Annotated in this window: 21 protein-coding genes; 15 read left to right on the top strand and 6 right to left on the bottom strand. The window is 73.6% G+C overall.

Annotation, left to right across the window (positions count from 1 at the left end; translation table 11 throughout):
- Positions 1-49: 49 nt before the first annotated feature.
- Both recG and ACN261_RS15990 read right to left on the bottom strand, forming a co-directional pair.
- Positions 50-2,254, bottom strand: a complete 2,205-nt coding sequence (gene recG, locus ACN261_RS15995; protein WP_425850876.1) for an ATP-dependent DNA helicase RecG — start codon at positions 2,252-2,254, stop codon at positions 50-52.
- Positions 2,251-3,870, bottom strand: a complete 1,620-nt coding sequence (locus ACN261_RS15990; RefSeq protein WP_421486117.1) for a DAK2 domain-containing protein — start codon at positions 3,868-3,870, stop codon at positions 2,251-2,253. Before ACN261_RS15990 ends, recG begins: the two co-directional genes overlap by 4 nt.
- Before the next feature lie 294 nt (positions 3,871-4,164).
- Between ACN261_RS15990 and rpmB the strand changes: the two genes are divergently transcribed.
- A complete protein-coding gene (gene rpmB / locus ACN261_RS15985) occupies positions 4,165-4,356 on the top strand; it encodes a 50S ribosomal protein L28 (protein ID WP_046569512.1) in 192 nt (63 codons plus the stop codon).
- Between the two features lie 111 nt (positions 4,357-4,467).
- Positions 4,468-5,721 (top strand): ATP-grasp domain-containing protein, encoded by a 1,254-nt coding sequence (locus ACN261_RS15980; protein ID WP_421486115.1) that lies wholly within the window; start codon positions 4,468-4,470, stop codon positions 5,719-5,721.
- A 63-nt stretch (positions 5,722-5,784) separates the two neighbouring features.
- Here ACN261_RS15980 and ACN261_RS15975 read toward each other — a convergent pair whose 3' ends face one another.
- Both ACN261_RS15975 and ACN261_RS15970 read right to left on the bottom strand, forming a co-directional pair.
- Positions 5,785-6,246: a GNAT family N-acetyltransferase gene (locus tag ACN261_RS15975; protein WP_421486113.1), complete on the bottom strand. Its 462-nt coding sequence runs from the start codon at positions 6,244-6,246 to the stop codon at positions 5,785-5,787.
- A gap of 22 nt (positions 6,247-6,268) precedes the next feature.
- The gene (locus ACN261_RS15970; protein ID WP_421486111.1) at positions 6,269-7,207 is read right to left on the bottom strand and encodes a thiamine-phosphate kinase; all 939 of its coding nucleotides are present in this window, start codon (positions 7,205-7,207) and stop codon (positions 6,269-6,271) included.
- A gap of 121 nt (positions 7,208-7,328) precedes the next feature.
- Here ACN261_RS15970 and ACN261_RS15965 point away from each other — a divergent pair, with 121 nt between their 5' ends.
- The 11 genes from ACN261_RS15965 to ACN261_RS15915 all read left to right on the top strand — a co-directional run bounded on the left by ACN261_RS15965 (position 7,329) and on the right by ACN261_RS15915 (position 20,136).
- The gene (locus ACN261_RS15965) at positions 7,329-7,562 is read left to right on the top strand and encodes an Lrp/AsnC ligand binding domain-containing protein (RefSeq protein ID WP_088646044.1); all 234 of its coding nucleotides are present in this window, start codon (positions 7,329-7,331) and stop codon (positions 7,560-7,562) included.
- Positions 7,563-8,192, top strand: a complete 630-nt coding sequence (locus ACN261_RS15960) for a DUF3515 family protein (protein WP_425850873.1) — start codon at positions 7,563-7,565, stop codon at positions 8,190-8,192.
- A gap of 57 nt (positions 8,193-8,249) precedes the next feature.
- Positions 8,250-9,116, top strand: coding sequence for an MFS transporter (locus tag ACN261_RS15955; RefSeq protein ID WP_425850871.1), 867 nt, complete (start codon positions 8,250-8,252; stop codon positions 9,114-9,116).
- Positions 9,117-9,784: 668 nt separating this feature from the next.
- Positions 9,785-11,917, top strand: coding sequence for a hypothetical protein (locus tag ACN261_RS15950; protein WP_421486105.1), 2,133 nt, complete (start codon positions 9,785-9,787; stop codon positions 11,915-11,917).
- 46 nt (positions 11,918-11,963) lie between these two features.
- Positions 11,964-13,805, top strand: a complete 1,842-nt coding sequence (pelF, locus tag ACN261_RS15945) for a GT4 family glycosyltransferase PelF (RefSeq protein ID WP_204923791.1) — start codon at positions 11,964-11,966, stop codon at positions 13,803-13,805.
- Positions 13,805-15,322, top strand: a complete 1,518-nt coding sequence (locus ACN261_RS15940; RefSeq protein ID WP_425850869.1) for a hypothetical protein — start codon at positions 13,805-13,807, stop codon at positions 15,320-15,322. Before pelF ends, ACN261_RS15940 begins: the two co-directional genes overlap by 1 nt.
- Before the next feature lie 37 nt (positions 15,323-15,359).
- Positions 15,360-16,163, top strand: coding sequence for a sugar phosphate nucleotidyltransferase (locus tag ACN261_RS15935; RefSeq protein ID WP_421487021.1), 804 nt, complete (start codon positions 15,360-15,362; stop codon positions 16,161-16,163).
- Complete coding sequence (locus ACN261_RS15930) at positions 16,160-17,053, top strand: NAD-dependent epimerase/dehydratase family protein (protein ID WP_425850868.1); 894 nt, start codon at positions 16,160-16,162, stop codon at positions 17,051-17,053. Before ACN261_RS15935 ends, ACN261_RS15930 begins: the two co-directional genes overlap by 4 nt.
- Before the next feature lie 52 nt (positions 17,054-17,105).
- On the top strand, positions 17,106-18,482 hold the full coding sequence (locus tag ACN261_RS15925; RefSeq protein WP_421486099.1) for a nucleotide sugar dehydrogenase: 1,377 nt from the start codon (positions 17,106-17,108) through the stop codon (positions 18,480-18,482).
- Positions 18,479-19,444: an NAD-dependent epimerase/dehydratase family protein gene (locus ACN261_RS15920; protein ID WP_421486098.1), complete on the top strand. Its 966-nt coding sequence runs from the start codon at positions 18,479-18,481 to the stop codon at positions 19,442-19,444. The genes ACN261_RS15925 and ACN261_RS15920 overlap by 4 nt, the downstream gene beginning before the upstream one ends.
- Positions 19,444-20,136 carry a hypothetical protein gene (locus ACN261_RS15915; RefSeq protein ID WP_421486097.1) on the top strand — a complete coding sequence of 231 codons (693 nt, stop codon included), beginning with the start codon at positions 19,444-19,446 and terminating at the stop codon, positions 20,134-20,136. Before ACN261_RS15920 ends, ACN261_RS15915 begins: the two co-directional genes overlap by 1 nt.
- A gap of 146 nt (positions 20,137-20,282) precedes the next feature.
- On the opposite strand, the gene ACN261_RS15910 is transcribed toward ACN261_RS15915, so the two are convergent.
- Positions 20,283-20,903: a TetR/AcrR family transcriptional regulator gene (locus ACN261_RS15910; RefSeq protein ID WP_421486095.1), complete on the bottom strand. Its 621-nt coding sequence runs from the start codon at positions 20,901-20,903 to the stop codon at positions 20,283-20,285.
- Between the two features lie 105 nt (positions 20,904-21,008).
- Between ACN261_RS15910 and ACN261_RS15905 the strand changes: the two genes are divergently transcribed.
- The gene (locus tag ACN261_RS15905) at positions 21,009-22,031 is read left to right on the top strand and encodes a hypothetical protein (protein WP_421486094.1); all 1,023 of its coding nucleotides are present in this window, start codon (positions 21,009-21,011) and stop codon (positions 22,029-22,031) included.
- Between the two features lie 26 nt (positions 22,032-22,057).
- On the opposite strand, the gene ACN261_RS15900 is transcribed toward ACN261_RS15905, so the two are convergent.
- Positions 22,058-22,654 (bottom strand): TetR/AcrR family transcriptional regulator, encoded by a 597-nt coding sequence (locus ACN261_RS15900; protein ID WP_425850866.1) that lies wholly within the window; start codon positions 22,652-22,654, stop codon positions 22,058-22,060.
- A 216-nt stretch (positions 22,655-22,870) separates the two neighbouring features.
- Here ACN261_RS15900 and ACN261_RS15895 point away from each other — a divergent pair, with 216 nt between their 5' ends.
- Entirely contained in the window at positions 22,871-23,890 is a 1,020-nt protein-coding gene (locus ACN261_RS15895; protein WP_425850864.1) for an aldo/keto reductase, read from the top strand.
- Positions 23,891-23,894 lie beyond the last annotated feature (4 nt).

The following is a 23,894-nucleotide window of genomic DNA, read 5'->3' as shown; positions in this document are numbered from 1 at the left end:
CACCCGGCCGGCTGACCGCCGCCCCGACGTCCGCGCGTCGGGGCGGCGGTCAGCCCTTCTCCAGGTACTCCGCGCGTTCCTCGTCGACCAGGGCGGCGACCGAGGCGGCCAGGGCCGGGTGCCGGGCCAGCTCCGGGTCCTGGTCGACCAGGGCGACCGCCTCGGCCCGCGCGTCACGGATCAGGTCGGCGTCGCGTCTCAGGGAGAGCAGCCGCAGGTGCGAGCGGCGGCCGGACTGGGTGGCCCCCAGCACGTCACCCTCCCGGCGCTGCTCCAGATCCAGCTCGGCCAGCTTGAACCCGTCGGTGGTGGAGGCGACCGCGTCCAGCCGCTCCCGCGCCGACGAACCCTCGTCCGCCTCGCTGACCAGCAGGCAGAGCCCGGGAGCCGAACCCCGGCCGACCCGGCCCCGGAGCTGGTGCAGCTGTGAGACCCCGAACCGGTCGGCGTCCAGCACGATCATCACGGTGGCGTTGGGCACGTTCACCCCGACCTCGACCACCGTGGTGGCGACCAGCACGTCGAGGTCACCGTCGGCGAAGGACCGCATCACCGCGTCCTTCTCGTCGGCGGGCAGCCGGCCGTGCAGGACGCCGATCCGCAGCCCGTGCAGCGGACCGTCGGCGAGCAGCGGCGCCACCTCGGTCACCGCCAGCGGGGGGCGTCGCCCGTTGTCGTCCTCGCGGGGCGGCTCCTCCTCGGCCGCCGGCCCCTCACCGATGCGCGGGCACACCACGTACGCCTGGTGGCCGGCGGTGACCTCCTCGCGCACCCGCCGCCACGCCCGGTCCAGGAAGGCCGGCTTCTCGGCGGCCGGCACCACGTGCGAGGCGATCGGGGACCGGCCCTGCGGCAACTGGGACAGGGTGGAGGTCTCCAGGTCGCCGTAGACGGTCATCGCCACCGTGCGCGGGATCGGGGTGGCCGTCATCACCAGCACGTGCGGCGGCTGGTCGGCCTTGGAACGCAGCGCGTCGCGCTGCTCCACGCCGAACCGGTGCTGCTCGTCGACCACCACCAGACCCAGGTCGGCGAAGTCGACGCCCTCGTAGAGCAGGGCGTGGGTACCGAGCACGATGCCCGCCCGCCCCTGCGCGACCTCGGCCAGGGCCCGCCGCCGGGCCGCCGCGCCCAGCGAGCCGGTGACCAGCTCCACCCGCGTCGCGTCGTCGGCCGCGCCCAGTTCGCCGGCCTGGGCCAGCGGGCCGAGCAGGTCGAGCATGCCCCGGTGGTGCTGGGCGGCGAGCACCTCGGTCGGGGCCAGCAGCGCCGCCTGGCCGCCCGCGTCGACCACCTGGAGCATCGCCCGCAACGCCACCACCGTCTTGCCGGAACCGACCTCGCCCTGCAACAGCCGGTGCATCGGATGCGGGGTGGCCAGGTCGGCGGCGATCTCGACGCCGACGTCGCGCTGCCCGGGGGTCAGCTCGTAGGGCAGCCGGGCGTCGAACGCGTCGAGCAGGCCACCCGCCTTCGCCGGGCGCGGCGTCGCCGGCCAGGACGCCGCCCGCAGCTTGCGCTGCACCAGGGTCAACTGCACGGCGAACGCCTCGTCCCACTTGAGCCGGCGACGGGCCCGGTACAGCTCCTCCTTGCTCGACGGCCGGTGGATCTCGCGCAGCGCGGTGCCGATGCCGACCAGCTTGCGGTCGGCCCGCAGCGACGCCGGCAGCGGATCGTCAGGCGGGGCGACCGTGTCCAGCACCACCCGGACGCACCTGGCGATCACCCAGGTCGGCACGGCGGCGGCAGCCGGATAGACCGGGATCAGCGCCCCGGCGAACTCCTCGACCTCCTCGGAGGCCGCCGCCTCACCCTCGCCACCCTCGCCGAGCAGCACGTACTCGGGGCCGTTGAGCTGCCGTTTGCCCCGGAACTCGGTGACCTTGCCGGCGAACAACCCCCACCGGCCGGGGCGCAGCTCGCGTTCCCGCCACGCCTGGTTGCCGAAGAAGGTCAACGTCAGCGTCCCGCCCGAGTTGTCGCCGACGGTCACCTCCAGCAGGTTGCCCCGGCGCTGCCGCATCGGACGCACCGCCGTGCGCTGCACCTGGGCCAGCACGGTGACCTGCTCACCGACGTCCAGCGAGCGGATGTCGGTGTGCTCGCCGCGCTCGTCGTAGCGGCGCGGGAAGTGGTACATCAGGTCACCGGCGGTGTGCAGGTCGAGATGACCGGCGAGCGCCCTGGCCGTGCGCTCCCCGACCAGCTTCGTCAGCGCGGTGTCCACCGTGGCCGGTTCGGCCGTCGTCATTCGACCCCCACCAGGAGCGGATAGTGCGGTTGCCCGCCCGGGTACGCCTGCACCTCGACGAAGGGCCAGCGCCGGGTCACGTGCTCCCGGACCGCCTCGGCGAGCCCGGCCGGGGCGTCCGCGCCGGTGAGCAGGGTGACCAGCTCACCGCCGCCGCCGAGCATCCGGTCGACCACGGCGGCGCAGGTGTCGACCAGGTCGCTGCCGATCAGGTGCACCTCCCCCTCGACCAGGGCCAGCACGTCGCCGGGCCGGCACGGGCCGGCGACGGTCAGCGCCTCCCGGCTGGCGTGGCACACCTCGGCGTACCGGCAGGCCCCGGCCGCCTCGGCCATCGCGATGACGTCGTCGGCGAACCGGCGCTGCGGGTCCCGCACGGCGAGCGCGGCCAGCGCCTGCACCGGCGAGCGGGTCGGCACCACGCTGACCTTCACCCCGAACCGGTGCGCCTCCCGGGCGGCGGCGCTCGCCACCGCTTGGGTGTTCGGGTCGTTGGGCAGGACCACCACCCGGGCGGCGGCGGTGGCCCGGATCGCGTCCAGCAGCTCACCGGTGGACGGGTTGCCCGGCACCACCGTCGCTCCCTCGCCACCGAGGAGTTCGGCGATGCCGACACCGGTCGCGACCACCACGGCCGCCCGACCGTCGGTGGCGACGTGGTCGGCCGGCGGGGTCTGGTCGGCGAACCGGGTCACCGAGATCCGGTACGGCCGGCCGGCGGCCACCCCCGCCTCGACGGCCGCCCCGACGTCGTTGACGTGGACGTGGACGTTCCAGGTGGTGGACTCGGCGGGTGAGCCGGCGTCGCCGACCACCACCAGCGAGTCGCCCAGCGTGGCCAGTTCGGCGCGCATCCGGGTCACCGCCCCGTGCGGGGCGTCGAGGAGGAACTGCACCTCGTAGGCGTACTCGGGGGAGCCGGTCTCCCGGACGACGGTCAGCGGCGGGCGCACCGGGCGGGCCACCGGCGGCGGCCCGGCCGGAGCCTCCCCCGTGACCACCTCGACCAGCGCGTCGAGCAGCAGGCAGAGCCCCCGGCCGCCGGCGTCGACCACGCCGGCCCGGGCCAGCGCGGGCAGCTGCCCGGGGGTACGCGCCAGCGCGCGGGCGGCCTCCCCGGCGGCGGCCCGCGCCACGGTGCACAGGTCGTCGCTGTCGGCCTGCTCGGCGGCGGTCGCGGCGGCGGCGACCACACTCAGCACGGTGCCCTCGACCGGTCGGGCCACCGCGGCGTAGGCGGCGGTGGTGGCGTCGCGCAGCGCGGCGGCCAACGCCCGGCCGGCGACGGCGGGCACGTCGCCGAGCGTGTCGGCGAGGCCGCGCAGGATCTGCGAGAGGATCACCCCGGAGTTGCCCCGCGCGCCGAGCAGCGCACCCCGGGCCATCAGCCGTAGCGCCCGCCCGTGTGCGGTCGTGCCGTCCCCGGGCAGGGTGGCGAGTTCCATCGCCAGCGCCTGCTGGGCCGAGGTGAGGGTGAGCACGAGGTTGGTGCCGGTGTCCCCGTCGGGCACGGGGTAGACGTTCAGCTCGTCGATCTCGCCCTGGTGCCGGCGCAGCGCGGCCAGACCGCCCGCGCACCAGCGGCCCACCGCGGCGGCGTCGAGGGTGTCCAGCACGGCCAGAAGCCTACTGGCGGCGACCGACACCCGCCGGGGTCGGCTGGCGTGTCCCGGTTCGGTCCGGGAGTGCCGTCCCGGTCCGCGGCGGCCGGCCGGGCAGGGCGGCGGGGGCCGGGCCGGGCCGGGCGGCGGGGGCCGGGCCGGGCCGGGCGGCGGGGGCCGGGCCGGGCCGGGCGGCGGGGGCCGGGACGGGCGGTTGGTCCTGCCCGGAGTGCATCGGGTACCCTGGCCAGGTTGTCCGGGCAGCGCCTGCCGGCGACCTCATGAACGTATCAATCTCAGGAGTATCCCGTGGCTAGCGTGTGCGACGTCTGTGGCAAGGGGCCGGGCTTCGGCCACAACGTGCCCTGGTCCAAGAAGAAGACCAACCGCCGCTGGAACCCGAACATCCAGTCGGTGCGTACCCCGGCCGGTGGGGGCACCACCAAGAAGCTCCAGGTCTGCACCTCGTGCATCAAGGCCGGCAAGGTCACCCGCGCCTGACCTGGTAACACCTCCACCGCCTCAGCTCCGATCAGTACCGGTGGGCCGTCCGGCCCGCCGGTACTGTCGTGTCCCCGCCATCCGGTGACCGACCCGTACGGAGGACGACCTTTGGACCTCGACCTGGGCCGCGACGAGATGATCGTCGTGGGCGCCTCGCTCGGCATGCTGCACTGGTTCGCCGAGGAGTTGCCGCCGGGCAGCGTGGTGCTCGTCGAGGAGCCGGAGATCATCGCCCGGCGGGACGTCACCGCGACGACGGCCCGGCTGCCGGTGGTGTCCCGGGTGGTGTCCGCCCGCTACCAGACCGGCCTGGACGTCGAGGAACTGCTCGCCCGGGAGCCGGGACTGGCCACCGCCCGGCTGGTGATGCCCGGTCTGGAGTACGCGGTCGGGGCCACCGCCCGGCTCGCCGAACGGCTGGGCCTGCCCGGGGCCGGCCCACAGGCCGCCGACGTGTTCTCCGACAAGCACCGGATGCGCGTGCTGGCCGACCGGGCCGGGCTGGCCAATCCGGCGTACGAGCTGGTCGACTCCCCGCAGCGGGCGGCGGCGTTCGCGGCCCGGTTCGGTGGCCGGTGCGTCTTGAAGCCGACCCGTCGCTCCGGCAGCCTCGGCGTGCAACTCGTCGACGCCGGTGACGACCTGTCCGCGGCCTGGTCGGCGACCGCCGCCCCGGAGGCGCCGGTGGAGGCGGCCACCGACCTGCCCACCGAGGTGCTCGTCGAGCAGACCCTGGTCGGGCCGGAGTACAGCGTCGAACTGCTGGTCGCCGACGGCGAGGTGTGCTTCGGCAACGTCACCGACAAGCGGGTGCTGCCCGGCCGCCGCCCGGTGGAGACCGGGCACACGGTGCCGTCGGCGCTGCCGGCGGACGGCCGCGCGGAACTCGTCGCGGCGGCCACCCGGCTGGCGGCGGCGGCCGGTTTCCGCACCGGTGTGCTGCACAGCGAGTGGATCGTCGCCGACGGCGTGCCGACGCTGGTGGAGTGCGCCGCCCGGCTGCCCGGCGACATGATCGCCGCGCTGATCTCGCTGGCGTACGAGTGCGGGTTCATCGACGCCTACCTGCGGACGCTGCGCGGCGAGCGGCCCCGGCTGCCGGCCCGGCCGTCCGGGGCGTCGGCGGTGGAGTTCCTGCTGCCGCCGCCGGGGACGCTGACCGCGGTCGACGGGCTGCGTGACGCCCGCCGGGTCCCCGGCGTCCTCGCCGTGCAGCTCGACGTGGCCGTCGGGGACCGGGTCGGCGAGGTCACCTCGTCGGTACGCCGGGGCGGGCACGTGCTGGCCTGGGGCGCCGACCCGGCCGAGGCGGCGGCCGCCGCCCGTGCCGGGGCCGACCGGCTCCGGTTCACCGTCGCCTGACGCCGCCGGGCCGCCGCCCCGGCCCCGGCCGCCGCGGGCGGGACCGGCGCGTCGTACGACCGGTCAGAGCGTCCGGCCGAACGACAGGCAGCCGGGGGCGTCGGCGTAGTAGCCGAAGTTGGCGATCCGCTCGTACCCCGCCGAGGTGTAGAGGGCGACCGCCTCGGGTTGCCGGTCACCGCACTCCAGGATGATCCGCGTGCGCCCGTGCCGGCGGGCCGACTCCTCGATGGCGGCGAGCAGGGCGCGGGCCACCCCGCGCCCCCGCACGGCCGGGGTGGTGTACATCCGTTTCAGCTCGGCGGCGTCCGCGCCGTGGCTGCGCCACCCCGCGCAGCCGACCGGCTCGCCGTCGAGGTGGGCCACGAGGAAGTCGCCGTGCGGCGGGACGAACTCGGTGTGGTCGATGGGGGTCTCGTCGCCGCTGCCGCCGTACCGGACGCCCAGGTCGGCCATGGTCGCCCGGATGAGCGTCTGGGCCGCCGGCGAGTCGAAGCCCAGCGGTCGGATCTCGATCTCACTCACGGGGGAAGGGTACGACCGCCCCTTACCGGAAGTGGTCCCAGCCTGCCGGTCCGTCGTACACGTCACCGTCGACGGTCACCCCGCCGCCCTCGACCACCCGGCCCACCGGCCGCCACCGGTCCGGCAGCGCCACCGTCGCCGGGAAGGTGGCGACCAGGGCGTGATCGTCGCCGCCGGCCAGGATCCAGGTGTACGGGTCGACGCCGAGCGCCTGGGCGGCGTCGCGCATCTGCGGCGGCACCGCGAAGGCGTCCCGGCGCAGGTCGACGCCGACACCGCTGGCCTTCGCCAGGTGGCCCAGGTCGGCCAGCAACCCGTCCGACACGTCGATCATGGCGGTGCCGCCGAGCCGGGCGGCCTCCGGTCCGGCCCGGTAGGGCACCTCCGGCCGCCGGTACGCCTCGACCAGCACCCGCGGGGTGCGGAATCCCCGGGAGAGCACGGTCAGCCCGGCGGCGGCCCAGCCGGTGCGGCCGGCGAGCGCCACCACGTCACCCGGGCGGGCGCCGGAGCGGACCACCGGTGCCCGGCCCGCCAGGTCGCCGAGAGCGGTCACCGCGATGGTGAGGGTGGGGCTGGCGGACATGTCCCCACCGACCACCCCCGCGTCGACCAGCGCCGCCTCGGCGGCCAACCCGTCGGCCAGTTCCTCCACCCAGGCGGTGTCCAGGTCGGCGGGGATGCACAGGGCCACCAGCAGGGCGGTGGGGGTGGCGCCCATGGCGGCGATGTCGGCGAGGTTGGCCGCCGCCGCCCGGTGCCCGACGTCCCGCGCGCCCGACCAGTCCCGCCGGAAGTGCCGTCCCTCGACCAGCACGTCGGTGGAGGCGACCACCCGCCGGTCGCCGGCGGCCACCACGGCGGCGTCGTCGCCCGGCCCGAGCAGGCAGGCCGATCCGTACGTCAGCCGGGCGGTCACCCGGTCGATGAGGCCGAACTCGCCCACGTCCGTGACACCCATGTCTTCCTTCCGACACGCTCGCTAGCTGCCCAACCGCGACCACCGCCAGGGATCACGCCTGCTCCGTAGGGTATTTTCACCCTTCGGGCCGCCCCTGGCGGCGACGGACGGAGGTCGAGTCGTGGTACAGGCGTACATCCTCATCCAGACCGAGGTGGGCCGGGCGCGCGACGTGGCCGGCCTGATCGCGGATCTTGCCGGCGTGGTACGCGTCGACGCCGTCACCGGGCCGTACGACGTGGTCGTCCTCACCGAGGCGAACACCGTCGACGAACTCGGCAAACTGATCGTCAGCAACGTGCAGATGGTGCCCGGCATCACCCGCACCCTCACGTGTTCGGTGGTGCGCCTGTAAGTGGACGAGAATACCTCCTCCCCCGAGACCCCGACCGACGTCGCACCCACCGCCGACCGGCCGGCGACGGACCGGTCGACCCGGCGGGCCGCGCTCTGGGCCACCCTGGTCGCCGTGCCGGTGACGGTGGCCGTGGCGGGTTTCACCTTCGCCAAGCTCTCCCCGGACACACCGGTCGCCGCGCCGGAGGCGTCGCCGAGCAGTGCCGGGCCGAGGTCCAGCGCCCCGGTCGAGATGCCCGCCCCGGCGCTGGCCGAACGGCCCGGTGTGGTGTGCCGGGCGCTGGTGTCGCAACTGCCGGCCACCGTGCGGGACCTCGCCCAGCGGCCGGTGACCGCCGGCGCCGAGCAGAACGCCGCCTACGGTGACCCGGCGTTGACCGTGGCCTGCGGGGGTGCCGAGCCGACCGTGGACGCCACCGCCGACGTGTGGACCGTCAACCGGGTCTGCTGGTACGCCGACGAGCGGTCGGACGCCACGGTGCTCACCACGCTCGACCGGGAGACCGCCGTCACGGTGACGGTGCCCCGGGCGTACGAGGGGGCGTTGCAGTGGCTCACCCCGATCTCCGACGCGGTGGTCGCCTCCGTGCCGTCGGGCGGCGACAGCCCGGCCGGCTGCCGGGGCTGAGCCGGGGCCGGCAGCCCGCCCGCCCTCTCGTTCCTCCTCGGCACCGTCGTCCTGGACATGCTCGGGCTGATCGTGCCGACCCTGCCCGCCCTGCCGACCGCCGTCACCGAGGATGCCGCCGCCGCTGTCCACCAGTCGACCTGGACGTTCTTTCTCACCCACCAGTTCGCCTGGGGCACCGCGCGGAGCGGCACCGTGCTCGCGGCGGGGGCGCTCGCCGGGGCGCCCTTCCAGGCCAGGGCGGTCGGGCCGGTGGTGCGTCGGCTCGGGGACAAGCGGGCCGCGGTGGTCGGCGGTCTGCTCGGCGTCGTCGCGCTGGCGGGTACGGCGTTCGTGACGGTGCCCTGGTTGCTCCACCTGCTCCAGGCGGTCGGCGTCCTCGCCGCGGTGGGGGGAGCCGCCGCTCAGTCGTGGCTCTCCCGGCTGGTCCGCCCCGACGAGCAGGGCACGGTGCAGGGGGCGCTCAGCTCGATCGGGGCCGCTGCCGAGACGGTGGTGCCGGTCGCGGCCGGCGCGGTGTTTGCCTGGTCGCTGGCGAACACGGCACCGGGCCCTGGTCTTCGTCGGCGCGGCCGTCTTCGCGGCCGGTTCGACGCTCCTGCTGGCCACCACACCCGACCTGCGGCAGCCCTGACGTCACCCGGCCGGCGGTGCGGGGAAAACTGCGCGACCGGTGCCGCCGGACCGGCCGCCCGATGCGTCGAGTGCGGACTCAGCCTGCCCGTTTCATCAGGTCGCGCCGACCGACTCCGCCGACGCACGTCCACTTCTGCATTTGCGCACCGTGGAACTTCCACGAAACCGATCGGGTCAGCAAAACGATTTGGCTCCGGACGCGTTGATAGCCGAGACAGCGAAGGGCTTCCATTGGCTGGGAATGGGCAACTCCTGACGCTGGGAACCGCTTCTGCCGAAACTGGCTGATTCGACGGTCAGCGCTGTGGTATTAGCCATTTCCGGACGGGTTCACCCGCCGCCCGTGCCGCAGAAAGTCAACATTCTCCGCGATGCGCCGTCGATCAAGCGATTGCCCGACAAAAGGCGCAAGCGGCAACCGGGTGACACCGGGTTGACCGTGCCTCTAGCTGCGAGAACGTCGGATGTGACCCGCTCCGGCGCGATCCGCCGTCGGCGCAGCGACAGGCACCAACCGAAGGGACGGCCGGAAAATCGGCTGATCGGCGGGCCAGCATGGACTGATCGGCCACTCTTGCCCCACCGCGACAGGTGCGACCCGAGCGAATGGCCGATGTGCACGACGTTCCGCACCCGACCGCCGACCACATTCTGGCCACGGTCCGCTACAGCTGTGTGAAGTGAACGTGAATGAGGTGTTTCGATCACTTCGGAAAAGAGCACGTCAGCGCACCTGACACCGACCGGCAACATCACCAAGATCAGCGCAAAGCACGTTGCCGGAAGACAACTTCGTACGCACGGCGCTAACACCCGACCCCGCTTGCGTCAATGCTCCACATGCGACAGGATCATGCGCGGAATCCGAACCAATAATTGCTAGCCTTCGATGGCGACCCCGCCGGTCCATACAGGATCGGCGGTATTGTTCACATCTCCTCATCGGAGGTCACCACATGGTCCACACCGGACCTACGCGCCGTCGCGCGAACCGATTCGCCCTCGCCGGGCTGACCGCGCTCACGGTCCTGCTCGGCACCCAGACCCCGGGCCTCGCCCAGCCGCCGACCGCGCCGCGCACGCTGGCCCAGCCGCCGAGCGCACCCGGCCTCGGCCAGGTCGCCAGCAAGAAGGAGGCCCGCCCCGGCCCGTTGCCCACCCGGGCCGGCACCGTCAAGGTCGCCCCGTCGTCGGGTGCCCGCAGCGGCGGCGTGGGCACCCAGGCGATCAACGACAAGGTCGCCCTCCGGTCGCTGATCGTGGCCACCAACACGGCGGACTTCGGCGTAGCCACGCTCACCACCACCCTCGACCGGGTCGGCGCGAGCTACGACATCATCTACACCGCCAACCAGACCCTCTCGGCGAGCACGCTCGTCGACTCCAACGGAGTCGGCAAGTACAACGCGATCCTGCTCACCAACAGCATGTTGATCTACGAGTCGGGCGGCAACTACCTGGAGGGCCTCAGCAGCACGGAGTGGACCACCCTCTGGGCCTACGAGCGCAACTTCCAGGTCCGGCAGGTGGCCCTCTACACCAGCTACGGCACCTGGCCGGAGGACTACTGCCTCAACTCCGCGGGTGAGACCGCGGTCGGCGACACCCCCCTGCCGGTCTCCCTGACCACCGCCGGCGCCGGGGTCTTCGACTACCTCAAGAGCACCGCCGAGATCCCGGTGACGCAGTCCTACGTCTACAAGACGTCGATCAAGAGCGGTTGCAACGCCGACGCCCTGCTGACCAACGGGTCCAACGTGCTGGCCGTACGCACGACGTCGACCGACGGTCGGGAGCGCCTCGCCCTGACGTTCACCTCGAACCAGTACCTGCTCCACTCGGACCTGCTGGTCTACGGCCTGATCCGGTGGGCGACCAAGGGCCTGCACTTCGGTGAGCAGAAGCACCACCTCAACGTCGACATCGACGACTGGTTCAGCTTCTCGGACCACTACAAGGAAGACGGCACCGTCGAGTACAGCCCCGGCTTCCAGACCACCGGGCACGACGCGGTCAACCTCGACGCCAAGCAGACCGCGCTGCGCGCCGCGCACCCGCTGGCGTCCGGGTTCACCTTCAACATTCCCTACAACGGCGCCGAGATCGACCCGTTCGCCGGCAACACGTGCAGCCCGAACGGCGACGCCACCACGCTGACCGCCACCACGAAGTGCCTGAAGAACAACTTCCGGTGGATCAACCACACCCTGACCCACCCCGCGTTGAACACCACCGACTACACCACCACCCACGACGAGATCAGCACGAACCAGACCGCGGGCACCTCGATCGGGCTGAACCCGCCGGCCAGCGTGCTGAAGACCCCCGAGTACTCCGGCCTCGGGGTCTACAACAACTCCAGCGGCGTGCTCACCGACCACGGCCTCTCCGCGTCCAACCCGGACCTGATCGACGCGGCCGCCGACCTCGGCATCACCACGCTGGCCGGCAACATGTCGTTCGCCAGTCACGTGCCGGCGCACTTCAACGCGTCCACCGCGCACCCGCTGGACCCGAGCATCGCCGTGGTGCCGTGCTGGCCGACCAACATCGCCTACCACACCACCAACCAGGCCGAGGAGACGCACTTCTACAACGCGTTCTACGGCCCGAACGGCCACTTCCCCTACTGGCCCACCGACCGCACCTACGCCCAGCTCCTGGACTACGAGGCCTCGGTGGGGCTGCAGCACGTGACGTCCGGCTCGATCTACGCGCACACGTTCCACGTCGCCAACGTGCGTGACTACGGCTCGGGCAACAGCCTGGTCACCGACTGGGTGGGCGCGGTGCTGACCAAGTACAGCTCCTACTACTCGGTGCCGCTGCTGAACTCGGCGTGGACCGACATCGCCACCTACACCAGGGCGCGTACGGCCCACTTCGCCACGCTCGGCGCCGGGGCGTCGGCGATCTACGACCGGACCACCGGTGAGATCACGGTGACCTCGCCGGCCGCCGGCTCGCTCCAGCTCGGGGGCGTGGCCGCGACCACCACGGGTGCCGGCACCTACGGCACCGACGTCACCGTCCCGGTGACGCTGGCGGCGAACACCCCGGTCACGTTCACCGCCGCGCCTCGCCTGTAGGGCGAGACGGCGACATCAGAACAGCAAAGGTAAACGGGAGCAATTGGTGAGGATCGCACTGGTCTCGGAGGGCACCTACCCGTACGCGATGGGTGGGGTGAGCATCTGGTGCGAACAGCTCATCCGGGGAATGCCGGACTACCGGTGGGAGGTCGTGGCGCTCACCGTGGACGGCACCGAGGAGCCGGTGTTCGACCGGCCGGCCAACCTCGACCGTGTGCACTCGATCCCGCTGTGGGGCGGCCGGCCGACAGGCCGCCGCCCCCGGCGGGGGGTGCTGGTCCCCGCCGGACGGCCCGGCACCGAGTTCATGCAGTCCTACGAGGTGTTCCTGCGGGCCCTGGTCACCCCCCTGGAGTCGACCCGTTCCCAGGCCGGTGCGGTCAACCGGAGCACCTTCCTGCTGGCCCTGCGCGGCATGTTCGAGTACGCCTCCGCCGGCGGTGACCTGGGCGCGGCCCTGCTGTCCAACGAGGCGCTGCGGATGATGCTGGAGGCCTGGCACACCCTGCGGGTCGAGGAGACCGGACCGGCCCCCACCGTCGCCGACGCGTTGGAGGCGGCCTGGCTCATCTCGCACATGCTGCGGCCGTTGAGCGCGCCACCGGTACGCGCCGACATCGTGCACTCGTCGATGAACGGTCTGGCCACCCTCGTCGGGATGGCCGCCACCTGGACGTACGGCACCCCGCTGGTGCTCTCGGAGCACGGCATCTACCTGCGCGAACGCTACATCTCCTACCTGCACGACGACGCGCCGCACCCGGTCCGGGTGCTGGTGCTGAGCTTCTTCCGCTCGCTCGCCGGTGCGGCCTACCTGATCACCGGCGCACTCGCCCCGCACTCGCAGTACAACCGGCGCTGGCAGCTACACAACGGCGCCGACCCCGAGCGGATGTGGACGATGTACAACGGCGTCGACCCGGACGAGTTCCCACCCGCGGCCGGCGAGCCGGACGTGCCGACCATCTCGTTCATGGGCCGGATCGACCCGCTGAAGGACCTGCACACCCTGATCCGGGCGTTCGCGCTGGTACGGGCCGAGATCCCCGAGGCCCGGCTGCGCATCTTCGGCGGCACGCCGGCCGCCAACAAGGTCTACCACGAGAGCTGCGAGGCGCTGATCGACGAACTCGGGCTGACCGGCCACGCCGTCCTGGAGGGCCGGGTCGGCAGCGCCGTCGAGGCGTACCACGCGGGCAGTCTGGTGGCGCTGACCAGCATCTCCGAGGGCTTCCCCTACACGGTGGTGGAGGCGATGGCGTGCGGCCGGCCGACCGTGTGCACCAACGTCGGCGGGGTCGCCGAGGCGGTCGGTGACACCGGTTTCGTGGTCGCGCCGCGCGACGTCGCCGCGATCGCCGCCGCCTGCGTCACGATGCTCAACGACCGGGACCTGCGGCTGCGGCTGGGGGCGACGGCCCGGCAACGGGTGCTGGAGCGGTTCACCCTGCAACGGTCGTTGCAGGCGTACCGCGACATCTACGAGCGGCTGGCCACGCCGCGTGGGGCGTCGCCCGCGCCGAAGCACCTGCGCGGTCAGGCCCAGGGTTTCGTCCGGGTGCCGAACCGGCCGACCCGACCCGGGGTGGCGTCGGTCGCCGCCCGCCCCGCCGCCGTGCCCACGGTCCGGCCCGAGGTGGCCCCCGTCGCCGCGACGCCCGTCGTCGCCCGGCCCGAGCCGACCCCGGTCACCGCCCGGCCCGAGGTGTCGCCGCTGGCCGGGCGGGTGCCCCGCCAGCGGGGTCCCGAGCAGTACTCGGCGGCGGCGTACCGGACCCGCCACGACCCGAACTCGGCCGCGCCGGAGCTGCCGCAGCCGGCCGGCCCGGGCCCGGACGACGACGAGACGACGACCGTCATCATGCGTACCACCGGTGGTCGCTGATGACCGGGGCCACCGACCCGGACGGCACCGATCCGTTGTTCCGCCCCGTCGCCACGATGACCACCGAGCCGGGGCCGGCCGAGAGCCCCGAACGCACCATCCTGCTGCCCCGGATCTCCACCGACCCGGTGGACGACCTGGTCGAGCGGGTCCGGCCCCGGTTGGCCCGCGCGGTGGACGCGTTGCAGGTCGCCGCCGCCCTGGAGGCGGACGGGCACACCGACCGGGCCGCCCAGGTCGAGTACGGCTACCGCGACGTCTTCGTCCTCGCCGCCGAGGTGTTCCGGCGGTTGGGCCCGGCCCCGGCCGTCGAGGAACAGCCGGCCGCCGCGCCGGGGGCCGGCCGGGACCGGCGGGGCGACCTGCGGACGATCTCCCACGGCCTGCTGTACGTGCTGCCGAGCGCCGCGTTCCCCGCCGTGCTGTCGGTGGTGGGACGGTCGGGGCTGGTGGCCGGGATGATCCTCGCCGGCACGGTCGGCTGGATCTGGTCGGGCGTGGTCGCCTACGCGGCGTTCCGCCTGCTCGGCCTGGGCCGGGCCCGTTCGGCCAGCCGGGTACTGCGGATCGCCGCGCTGACCGCTGTGCTGCTCGGCCTGGCCGCCGGTGCCCTGATGCTGCCCTACGGCGGGCTGCCGCTGGCCGCGATGATGGTCTGCCAACTGGCCTACCAGCTGGCCAGCACCCTGCTGGTCTTCTACCGGCGGGAGGGCTGGCTGGCCGTCGCGCTGGTCCCGGCCGTCCTGGCCAGCGGGGTGTTCCTGGTCGCCGGTGGGGGGACGGCACGCCGCTGGGCGGTGGGCGCGGCGGCCCTCGGCGTGCTGGCCGCGTTCGCCGCCGGGCTCTGGGCCACCCGGTCCGCCGCCCGGTCGACCGAGCCGGCCCCCCGCGACCCGCTCTGGCCGGCGTGGCCCGCCCTGCTCGGCGTCGCCGGGTACGGGCTCTGCTCGGCGGCGCTGCTCTTCCACGCACAGGCGCCCTACCTGCTGGGTCAGTGGGACGTCGCGGCGTCGGCGGTGCCGCTGATCCTGTCCATGGGGTTCGTCGAGTGGCGGACCAGCCGGTTCTGGGCGAGCGGGGTCGCCCTGTCCCGGCGGGCCCGGTTCCCGCGCAGCTTCGTCGCCGGGATCTGGCGCACCATCGGCCGGGAGTTCGCGGTGTGCCTCGCGGTGCCGGCGGTGTTCGGGGCGCTGCTGCTCGTCGCGCTCGACCGGGCCGGCGTGCTGTCCACCGCCGGGGTGGTGATGACGGCCGCCCACGTGGCGCTCGCCGGGGCGTACTACCTGGCGTTCCTGCTGGCCGGTCAGGGCCGGTACGGCTGGCTGTGCCTGTCGATGACGGTCGCGATCGTGCTGCACGTCGGCGGGGGTGCGCTGCTCGGCGTCGCCCCGCTGCTCGGGCAGGGCGGCGACCCGCTCACCGACACCTCGCTGCACCTGGTCAGCGTGCTGCTGCTCCAGGCGCTGTTCGCGCTCGGTCTGGTTCCGGTGATCGGGCAGGTTCGGCACTACCGATAGTCCACTTGAGACCTATGGGGAGGTCCGGTTGCACGCGGTGATCCTTGCCGGTGGCAAAGGGGTACGGCTACGGCCGTACACGACGACGCTGCCGAAGCCCCTGATGCCGATCGGGGACAGCCACTCGATCCTGCAGATCGTGCTCGACCAGCTCGCCTCGCGCGGGTTCACCTCGGTGACCCTGGCGATCAACCATCTCGGCCCGCTGATCCGGGCGTTCGTGGGCGACGGCAACCGGTGGGGGCTGGCCATCGACTACATCGAGGAGGACCGGCCGCTGTCCACGGTCGGCCCGCTGTTCGGCCTCAAGGACCGGCTGCCCGAGGAGTTCCTGGTGATGAACGGGGACGTCCTCACCGACCTGGACTACGGCGACCTGCTGCGCAGCCACCAGCGCTCCGGGGCGGGCCTGACCCTGGCGACCTCCGAACGGGTGCACCGGATCGACTTCGGCGTGCTCGACGTGGACGCCGGGCGGGTCGTCGGGTTCCGGGAGAAGCCGGCGCTGCGCTACCCGGTCAGCATGGGCGTGTACGGGATGTCGCGGCGGACCCTGGAGCCCTACCCGGCCGGGTTGGCCCTCGGCTTCGACCAGCTCGTGCTGGACCTGCTCGCCAGCGGTGACCCGCCGATGACGTACCCGTTCGACGGGTTCTGGCTGGACATCGGGCGGCCGGAGGACTACGACGAGGCGAACCGGTCGTTCCACCAGCTCAAGCCGATCCTGTTGCCGGCCGGGGCCACCCCGGTGGAGGCGACCGTCGGCGAGCCGGTGGGGGCCGTCGGCGAACCGCTGGCCGCCGACCTGACGGGCGTGGTGGGCGCCGGGGAGCTGACGTGACCCGGGTGCTGCTGTTCGGGGCGTCCGGGTTCATCGGGGGGCACGCCCGCGCCGCGCTGACGGCGGACCCCCGGGTGACCGAGGTGGTCTGCCCGGGGCGGACGACCCACGACCTGCTCGACGGCACGCCGGACGCGCTGGCCGGGCTGCTGCGGGAGGTCGCCCCGGACGCGGTGGTCAACTGCGTGGGCGCGCTCACCGGCTCCGCCGGGCAACTGGTCACGGCGAACACCCTGGTCGCGGCGAAACTGCTGGAGGCGACCGCCGCCGCGGCACCACGGGCCCGGCTGGTCCGGCTCGGTTCGGCAGGCGAGTACGGGCCGGTGCCGGACCGGGTCCCGGTCACCGAGGACTCCCCCGCCCGCCCGGTCAGCGCGTACGGCGTCAGCCACCTGGCCGGCACCCGGCTGTTCCAGCTCGCCGGGGAGGCCGGCGAGGTCGACGCGGTCTCGCTGCGGGTGTTCAACCCGATCGGCCCCGGCATGTCGCAGGAGAACCTGCTCGGTCGGGCGGCGGCCCGGCTGCGGGCCGCCCTGGACGACAGGGCCACCGAGATCACCCTGGGGCCGCTGTCGGCGTACCGGGACTTCGTCGACGTGCGGGACCTGGCCGCGCTGGTCGTCGCCGCGGTCCTCGCGCCGACGCTGCGGCACCGGGTCGTCAACGCCGGCAGCGGCCGGGCCGTCACCGCCCGGGAGGCGGTCGCCCTGCTGGCCGACGCGGCGGGTTACCGGGGCCGGGTCCGCGAGGCAGGTGCCGGGCCGCAGCGCTCGCAGGCGGTCGACTGGATCCAGGCCGACATCGGCCGGGCCGCCGGGCTGGGCTGGTCACCGGTGCGTGACCTGGCCACCTCGATCAAGGACATCTGGGCCGCCGGCGACGCGCGGTGAGCCGACGGACCGCTCCCCCTTCACGACACACCCGCACACGAGAGGACAGCAGATGAGCATGAAGATCGGGGTCGTGGGCCTGGGCTACGTGGGGCTCACCCTCACCGCCGCCCTCGCCGACAAGGGCTTCACGGTGTACGGCGCCGACGTGTCACCGGCGGTGCTGGACGCGCTGTCGCACGGCCGGCCGCACATCTTCGAGCCGGGCATCGAGGACGTCTTCGCCGCCCACCTCGGCACCCGCATCCACGTCGCCGCCGACCTGCCGAAGGACACCGTCGACGTGGCGGTGATCAGCGTGTCGACGCCGGTGGACAACATGACCCACCGGCCCAACCTGGCGAACCTGGCCGCCGCCGCCCGGGTGGTGGCGGCGAGCTGCCGACCGGACACCCTGGTGGTGGTCCGCAGCACGGTGCCGGTGGGCACCAGCCGTCGGGTGGTGCTGCCGGAACTCCAGGCCGCCTGGGGTGAGCGGGTGAAGCTGGTGATGGCCCCGGAACGCACCATCCAGGGGCAGGCGCTGCGGGAGCTGGTGGAGCTGCCGCAGGTGATCGGCGGTCTGGACGACGACAGCCTGGTCGCCGCGACCGAGTTCTTCAACGGGCTGGTCCGCACCATCGTCCCGGTCTCCAGCCTGGAGGCCGCCGAGCTGGTGAAGCTGTCCAACAACTGCCACACCGACCTGATCTACGCGTTCGGCAACGAGATCGCGCTGGTCGCCGAGCGGCACGGCCTCGACCCGCTGGAGGTGATCCGGGCGGCCAACGTCGACTACCCGCGCCCCGATCTCGCCAAGCCCGGGTACGTGGGCGGCGGCTGCCTCTCCAAGGACCCGTACATCATGATCGACAGTGCGGGTGACCGCCGGCCGTTCCTCGTCGGCAAGGCCCGCCAGCTCAACGAATACCTGCCGATCCACGTCGGCGAGACGGTGGTGCGGATGCTCGTCGAGGCGCGCGGGCGCAGCCTCGGCGCCCGGCTGGCGGTGCTCGGGTGGGCGTACAAGGGCTGGCCGGCGACCGACGACATGCGCGGTACGCCAATCGAGCCGATGATGCGGGTGTTCTCCGCCGCCGGGGTCACCGTCCTCGGTCACGACCCGATGGTCACCGACGACGTGATCCGCCAGTACGGCGGCGAACCGGTCAGCCTGGACAAGGCGTTCACCGAGGCGGACGCCGTCCTGATCATCAACGACCACCCGGACTACCGGGCGTTGCGGGTGCCCGAGGTGCTCGGCGCGACGCCACCGGCGTTCGTCTACGACTCGTGGCGGGTGCTCGACGCAGACGCGGTGCTGGCCGCCGGGGTCCGCTACGCCGGGCTCGGCTACCTGCCACCGGCCCCCGCCGAGGCGGCCCGCGCGGACGCCGCGACCGTCGCCGCCGGTGCGGGCGCGTCGAACACCACGGCGGTGTCGGCATGAGGGCGCTGCTGCTCGGCGGGGCCGGCTTCATCGGCCTGCACCTGGCCCGCCGGCTCGTCGCCGACGGGCACCGGGTGACGATCGTGGACGACTTCTCCCGGGGCCGCGACGACGCCGACCTCGACCGGCTGCGCGCCGACCCGGCCGTGCAGGTGGTCTCCGGCGATCTGACCGACCCGGCCACCTGGGCGGCGCTGCCGACCGGTTGGGACCAGATCTACCTGCTCGCCGCCGTCGTCGGCGTGCGCAACGTGGAGCAGGACCCGGCCCGGGTGATCCGGGTCAACACCCTGTCGGCGCTGCACCTGCTCGACTGGGTGGCCCCGGACGAGCGGGTCTTCTTCGCCTCCACCAGCGAGGTCTACGCCGGGGGCGTGACCGCCGGGGTGGTGCCGGTGCCGACGGACGAGACCGTGCCGCCGATGATCTCCGACATCGCCGCGCCCCGGTTCGCGTACGCGGCCAGCAAGCTGCTCGGCGAGGCCGCCTTCCTGCACACGGCGCGGGCCCGGGGGTTCGAGACCGTGGTGGGCCGGTTCCACAACGTGTACGGCCCCCGGATGGGCGCCGACCACGTCATCCCGGAGATGTCGCTGCGCGCCCTGCGTGGGGCCGACCCGTTCCCCGTTCCCGGGGCCGACCAGTTCCGGGCGTTCTGCCACGTCGACGACGCGGTCGAGGCGATGGTGCGGCTGATGGCGGCACCGGCCGCCGCCGGGCAGATCGTGCACATCGGCAACGACCGCGAGGAGACCAACATCGGCGACCTCGCCAAGCTGGTCCTGCGGGTGGCCGGGGTCAGCCCCGCCATCGCCCCCGGCAACGCGCCACCGGGATCGGTCGCCCGCCGCTGCCCGGACCTGTCCCGGCTGCGTGAGCTGACCGGCTACGAGCCGGGCGTCAGCCTGGAGGAGGGGGTCCGCAGCACGTTCGCCTGGTACCGGGAACACGGGTGGACGTGATGAACCGCCGCCCCATCTGCTTCTACTACGGCGACGGCCGCCTGCCCGAGCTGACCCGCTACGTACGGGTGGTGCTGCAACCGGACTTCTACCGTCCGGCCGAGCTGCGCTACCTCGCGGCGCAGGACGTGCAGACCCTCGGCTACCTGTCGCTGTCGGAGGACCAGGGGCCGCCCGCGCCCTGGCAGCGGCAGGAACGCAACCCGGACTGGGGTGGCGCGTTCGTCCACGTCGACCATCCCGGGTGGGTGTCGCACGTGGTGGGGCAGGCGAAGCAGGCGATCGCGCAGGGCTTCGCCGGGCTGTTCCTGGACACGCTCAACGTCGAGCTGACCTTCCCGGAGGACGTGCCGCACCTGCTGACCCTGGTCGCCGCGATCCGGGAGGAGGCGGAGCCGGCGTACCTGCTGGCGAACCGGGGCTTCGGCATGCTGCCCCGGCTGGCCGAGATCGTCGACGGGATCGTCTTCGAGTCGTTCTCGGCCCGGTGGACCGACCAGGGCTACGCGCCGTGGCCGCCCGACGTGCTGGAGTTCCACGCCCAGATCGCCGAGCAGCTGCTCCAGCTGGAGCTGGACCTGTACAGCCTCGACTACGCCGACAGTCAGGGCCTGACCGATTTCGCCGAGCGCCGGGCCCGGCAGTTCGGGCTCCAGTCCTCGGTCAGCGACCGCGCCCTGTCGCGTACCTGACCGCCTCACCGGGGCGGGACCGCTGCGGTCCCGCCCCGGCCGGTATCCCCGCCCCCGCCGGGCCGGGACCGGACCGCGCGTCGGCACCACGCGCGTCCGGCATCCACCCGGCGGGGGCGGGGTTACACCGGAGCCGGTCGGGTGGGTCAGGCGGCGTCGAGCGCCGGGGCCAGCGGCAGCAGCGCCGCCCGGACGAGGTCCGGTAGCGGCGCGGACGGCACCACGAAACCGGCCATCGACGGCACCTCGCCGGTGCCGTGCAGCCACTGCCGCAGTGCCAGCCGGGCCGCCGCGCCGACCGCGGCGGCGAGCACCTGGGCGGCCAGCGTTCCGACGTGGGGACAGCGGGTGGTGACCGCCCCGGCCAGGGGCTCCTCGAACGTGGTGACGGCCTCGACGTAGCAGGCGCGCAGCGTGGGGCTGGCGGCGATCATCAGCAGCGCGGCGGGCGGCTGGTCGCCGGGGTCGGCGTACAGGCCCACGACGGCGTCGACGACCGCGTCGGCGAGGCCGACCCCCGGCGGCCGGGCGAGCACCGCCGCCGCGACGCCGGCCGCGCGGTCGGCGGCGACCCCGGCGACGATGGCCTGCTCCCGGCTCGGGAAGTAGTTGTTGTAGGTCCGGGTCGACACGCCTGCCGCCTGGGCGATCTCCTCGACGCGGACGTTGTCCGGCCCGCGTTCCAGCGCGAGGCGCAGCGCCGCCGCCTGCAGCGCCTCCCGGGTGGCCCGCTTCTTGCGTTCCCGCAGCGTCGATGGGTCGGTCACGGTGCCACTGTCGCACACACGATGCGTGCGCGCAAAATTGCGTGCACGCAAAATTATGCTACGGTCCCTCCGAACTCCGGCAGCACCACGACCGAAAGGACCGACATGCGCGCCAAGGGCATGGCCTACGACACCGGCTTCGTCACCGACGGCGTCACCTCGGTGCCGCACTGGGACCCCGAGGTGGTCCGGCGGGAGCTGGCCATCATCCGGGACGACCTGCACTGCACCGCCGTCCACCTGGTCGGCGGCGATCCCGGGCGACTGGAGTCCGCCGCCCGGATCGCCGCCGAACTCGGACTGGAGGTGTGGTTCTCGCCGTACCCCCTGGAGCTGGAACCGGACCTGATCCGCGCCCTGTTCCTCGACTGCGCCGAGCGGGCCGAGCGGCTCCGTGCGGCCGGGGCCGAGATCGTCTTCGTCACCGGCGCCGAGCTGAGCATCATGAACCGCGGATTCGTCGAGGGGGACCGCCTCGCGGACCGCCTCGCCCACCTGTTCACCGACCCGGACGGCCGGGCCGGGCGCATCGCCGGGGTCCGCACCCGCCTCGACGCGTTCCTGCGCGCCACCGTGGCCGCCGTCCGCGAACGCTTCCACGGCAGGGTCACCTACGCCGCGATCCCGTTCGAGGGCGTCGACTGGGACCTGTTCGACGTGGTGACCGTCGAGCTGATCCGCTCCGCCGAGGTCGCCGACCAGTTCCGCGACGGCGTACGCCGGCTCGTCGACCAGCCCAAGCCGGTCGCCGTCACCGGCTTCGGCACCGCGACCTGGCGCGGCGCGGGCGACGTCGCGCCGCGCAGCATGGAGATCATCGAGTACGGCCCGGACGGCAGGCCCCACCGGCTGGACGGGGTGTACGAGCGCGACGAGCAGGGCCAGGCCGCCTACCTGGGCGAACTGCTCGACATCTTCGACAGCGAGGGCGTCGACAGCGTCTTCGTCCACCTGTTCGCGCTGCCCAGCCTCCCGCACCGACCGGACGGCGACCCGCGCGACGACCTCGACCTGGCCAGCCCCGGGATCGTCAAGGTGCTCGACGGGCGCACCGGTGCCACGTACCCCGGCCTGCCCTGGGAACCGAAGGCCGCGTTCGCCGCGGTCGCCGCGCACTACGCGCGCTGATCCGGCCGGGCGGACGGGGTCGCCCCTCAGCGCAGCCGCAGCCCCGCGACGAGGAGGCCGACCATCCGGCGGGCGTCGTAGTAGGGGGCGCGGCCGGCGCAGAGGTTGCCGACCGCGAACAGCAGTTCCCGGGGATCGGTGCCGGGGCGGATCTCGCCGGCCGCGACGGCGGCGTCGAGCAGGCGGGCGCAGGCGGGCACGAGGTGGTCGAGGAAGTACCCGTGCAGCGTCTCGTAGGCGGCGGTGTCGGAGTTCATCGCCCCGGCGAGGCCGTGCTTGGTGGCCAGGAAGTCGACGAACTGGTCGATCCAGGCGGTCAGCGCGGCGTACGGCGGTCGGCCGTCGGCGAGCAGGGCCGGCGCGGCCTCGGCACACGCCTGCACCTGGTGCCGGTAGACGGCGACGATCAGGTCGGCCCGGGTCGGGAAGTGGCGGTAGATGGTGCCGACACCGACGCCGGCCCGCCCGGCGATGTCGCGTACCGGCACGTCGACACCGGCGGCGAGGAAGGCCGCGGCGGCCGCCTCCAGCAGGGTCGCCTCGTTGCGTCGGGCGTCAGCCCGCTTCCGGGGCGCGTCGGCGCGTTCGGGTGGGGTGGGCGACCCCGGTCCACCGTCGGCCATGCGTCGTCACCTCCGGGCACCCTTGGCAAACGGAACAGCGTTCCGTATAGTTCAGAGCGGAACATGGTTCCACTTGGACCATGATGCCAGAGCCCGACGGCCGGTGACCAGCCGCGCCCTCGTCCCTCCCCCACCAGCCCACGGCGCGTCCGCACGCGCCGCGGTTCCCGGCGGCACCGACCGGCCGCCACCCCGTCACCCGTGGAGGAAACCCTCATGCAGTACCGCACCCTCGGCCGCACCGGCGTCCAGGTCAGCACCCTCGTACTGGGCGCGATGAACTTCGGTGCCATCGGCCGCACCGGCCAGGCCGAGGCCACCGCGATCATCGACACCGCCCTGGAGGGCGGGATCAACCTGATCGACACCGCCGACCGGTACAGCCAGGGCGAGTCGGAGGAACTGGTCGGCCGGGCCATCGCCGGCCGCCGCGACGACATCGTGCTGGCCACCAAGGCGGCCATGCCGATGGGCGACGAACGCAACCACCGGGGCACCTCCCGCCGCTGGCTGCACACCGCGCTCGACGGCAGCCTGCGCCGGCTCGGCGTCGACCACATCGACCTCTACCAGATCCACCGCTGGGACCCGACGACCAGCGACGAGGAGACGCTCTCCGCGCTCACCGACCTCCAGCGGGCCGGCAAGATCCGCTACTTCGGCTGTTCGACGTTCCCCGCGTACCGCCTCGTGCAGGCCGAGTGGGCCGCCCGGGAACACCACCTGGGCCGGTACGTCACCGAGCAGCCCAGCTACTCGATCCTGCAACGCGGCATCGAGACCCACGTCCTGCCCGTCACCGCGCAGTACGGCCTGGGGGTGCTCGCCTGGAGCCCGCTGGCCTCGGGGTGGCTGTCGGGCGCGGTCCGGGCGGGTCGGGAGATCACCACCCACCGCGCCGACGTCCTGCCCGAGCGCTTCGACCTCGCCGTCGCCGCCAACCGGGCCCGGCTCGACGCGGTCGAGCAGCTCGCCAAGGTCGCCGAGGAGGCCGGGCTCACCCTGATCCAGCTCGCGCTCGGCTTCGTCACCGCGCACCCCGCCGTGACCAGCGCGATCATCGGGCCCCGCACGCCGGAGCACCTGCGCAGCCAACTCGCCGCCGCCGACACCGTGCTCACCGCCGACGTGCTCGACGCCATCGACGCCATCGTCGCCCCCGGCGTCGACCTCGCCCCCGGCGAGAAGCACGACACCCCGCCGGCCCTGCTCGACCCGGCGCTACGCCGCCGCTGAGCGC

Source organism: Micromonospora sp. WMMD723 (assembly GCF_049863385.1).
Taxonomy (GTDB): Bacteria; Actinomycetota; Actinomycetes; order Mycobacteriales; family Micromonosporaceae; genus Micromonospora; species Micromonospora wenchangensis.
This window is presented reverse-complemented; position numbering and strand designations above follow the sequence as displayed.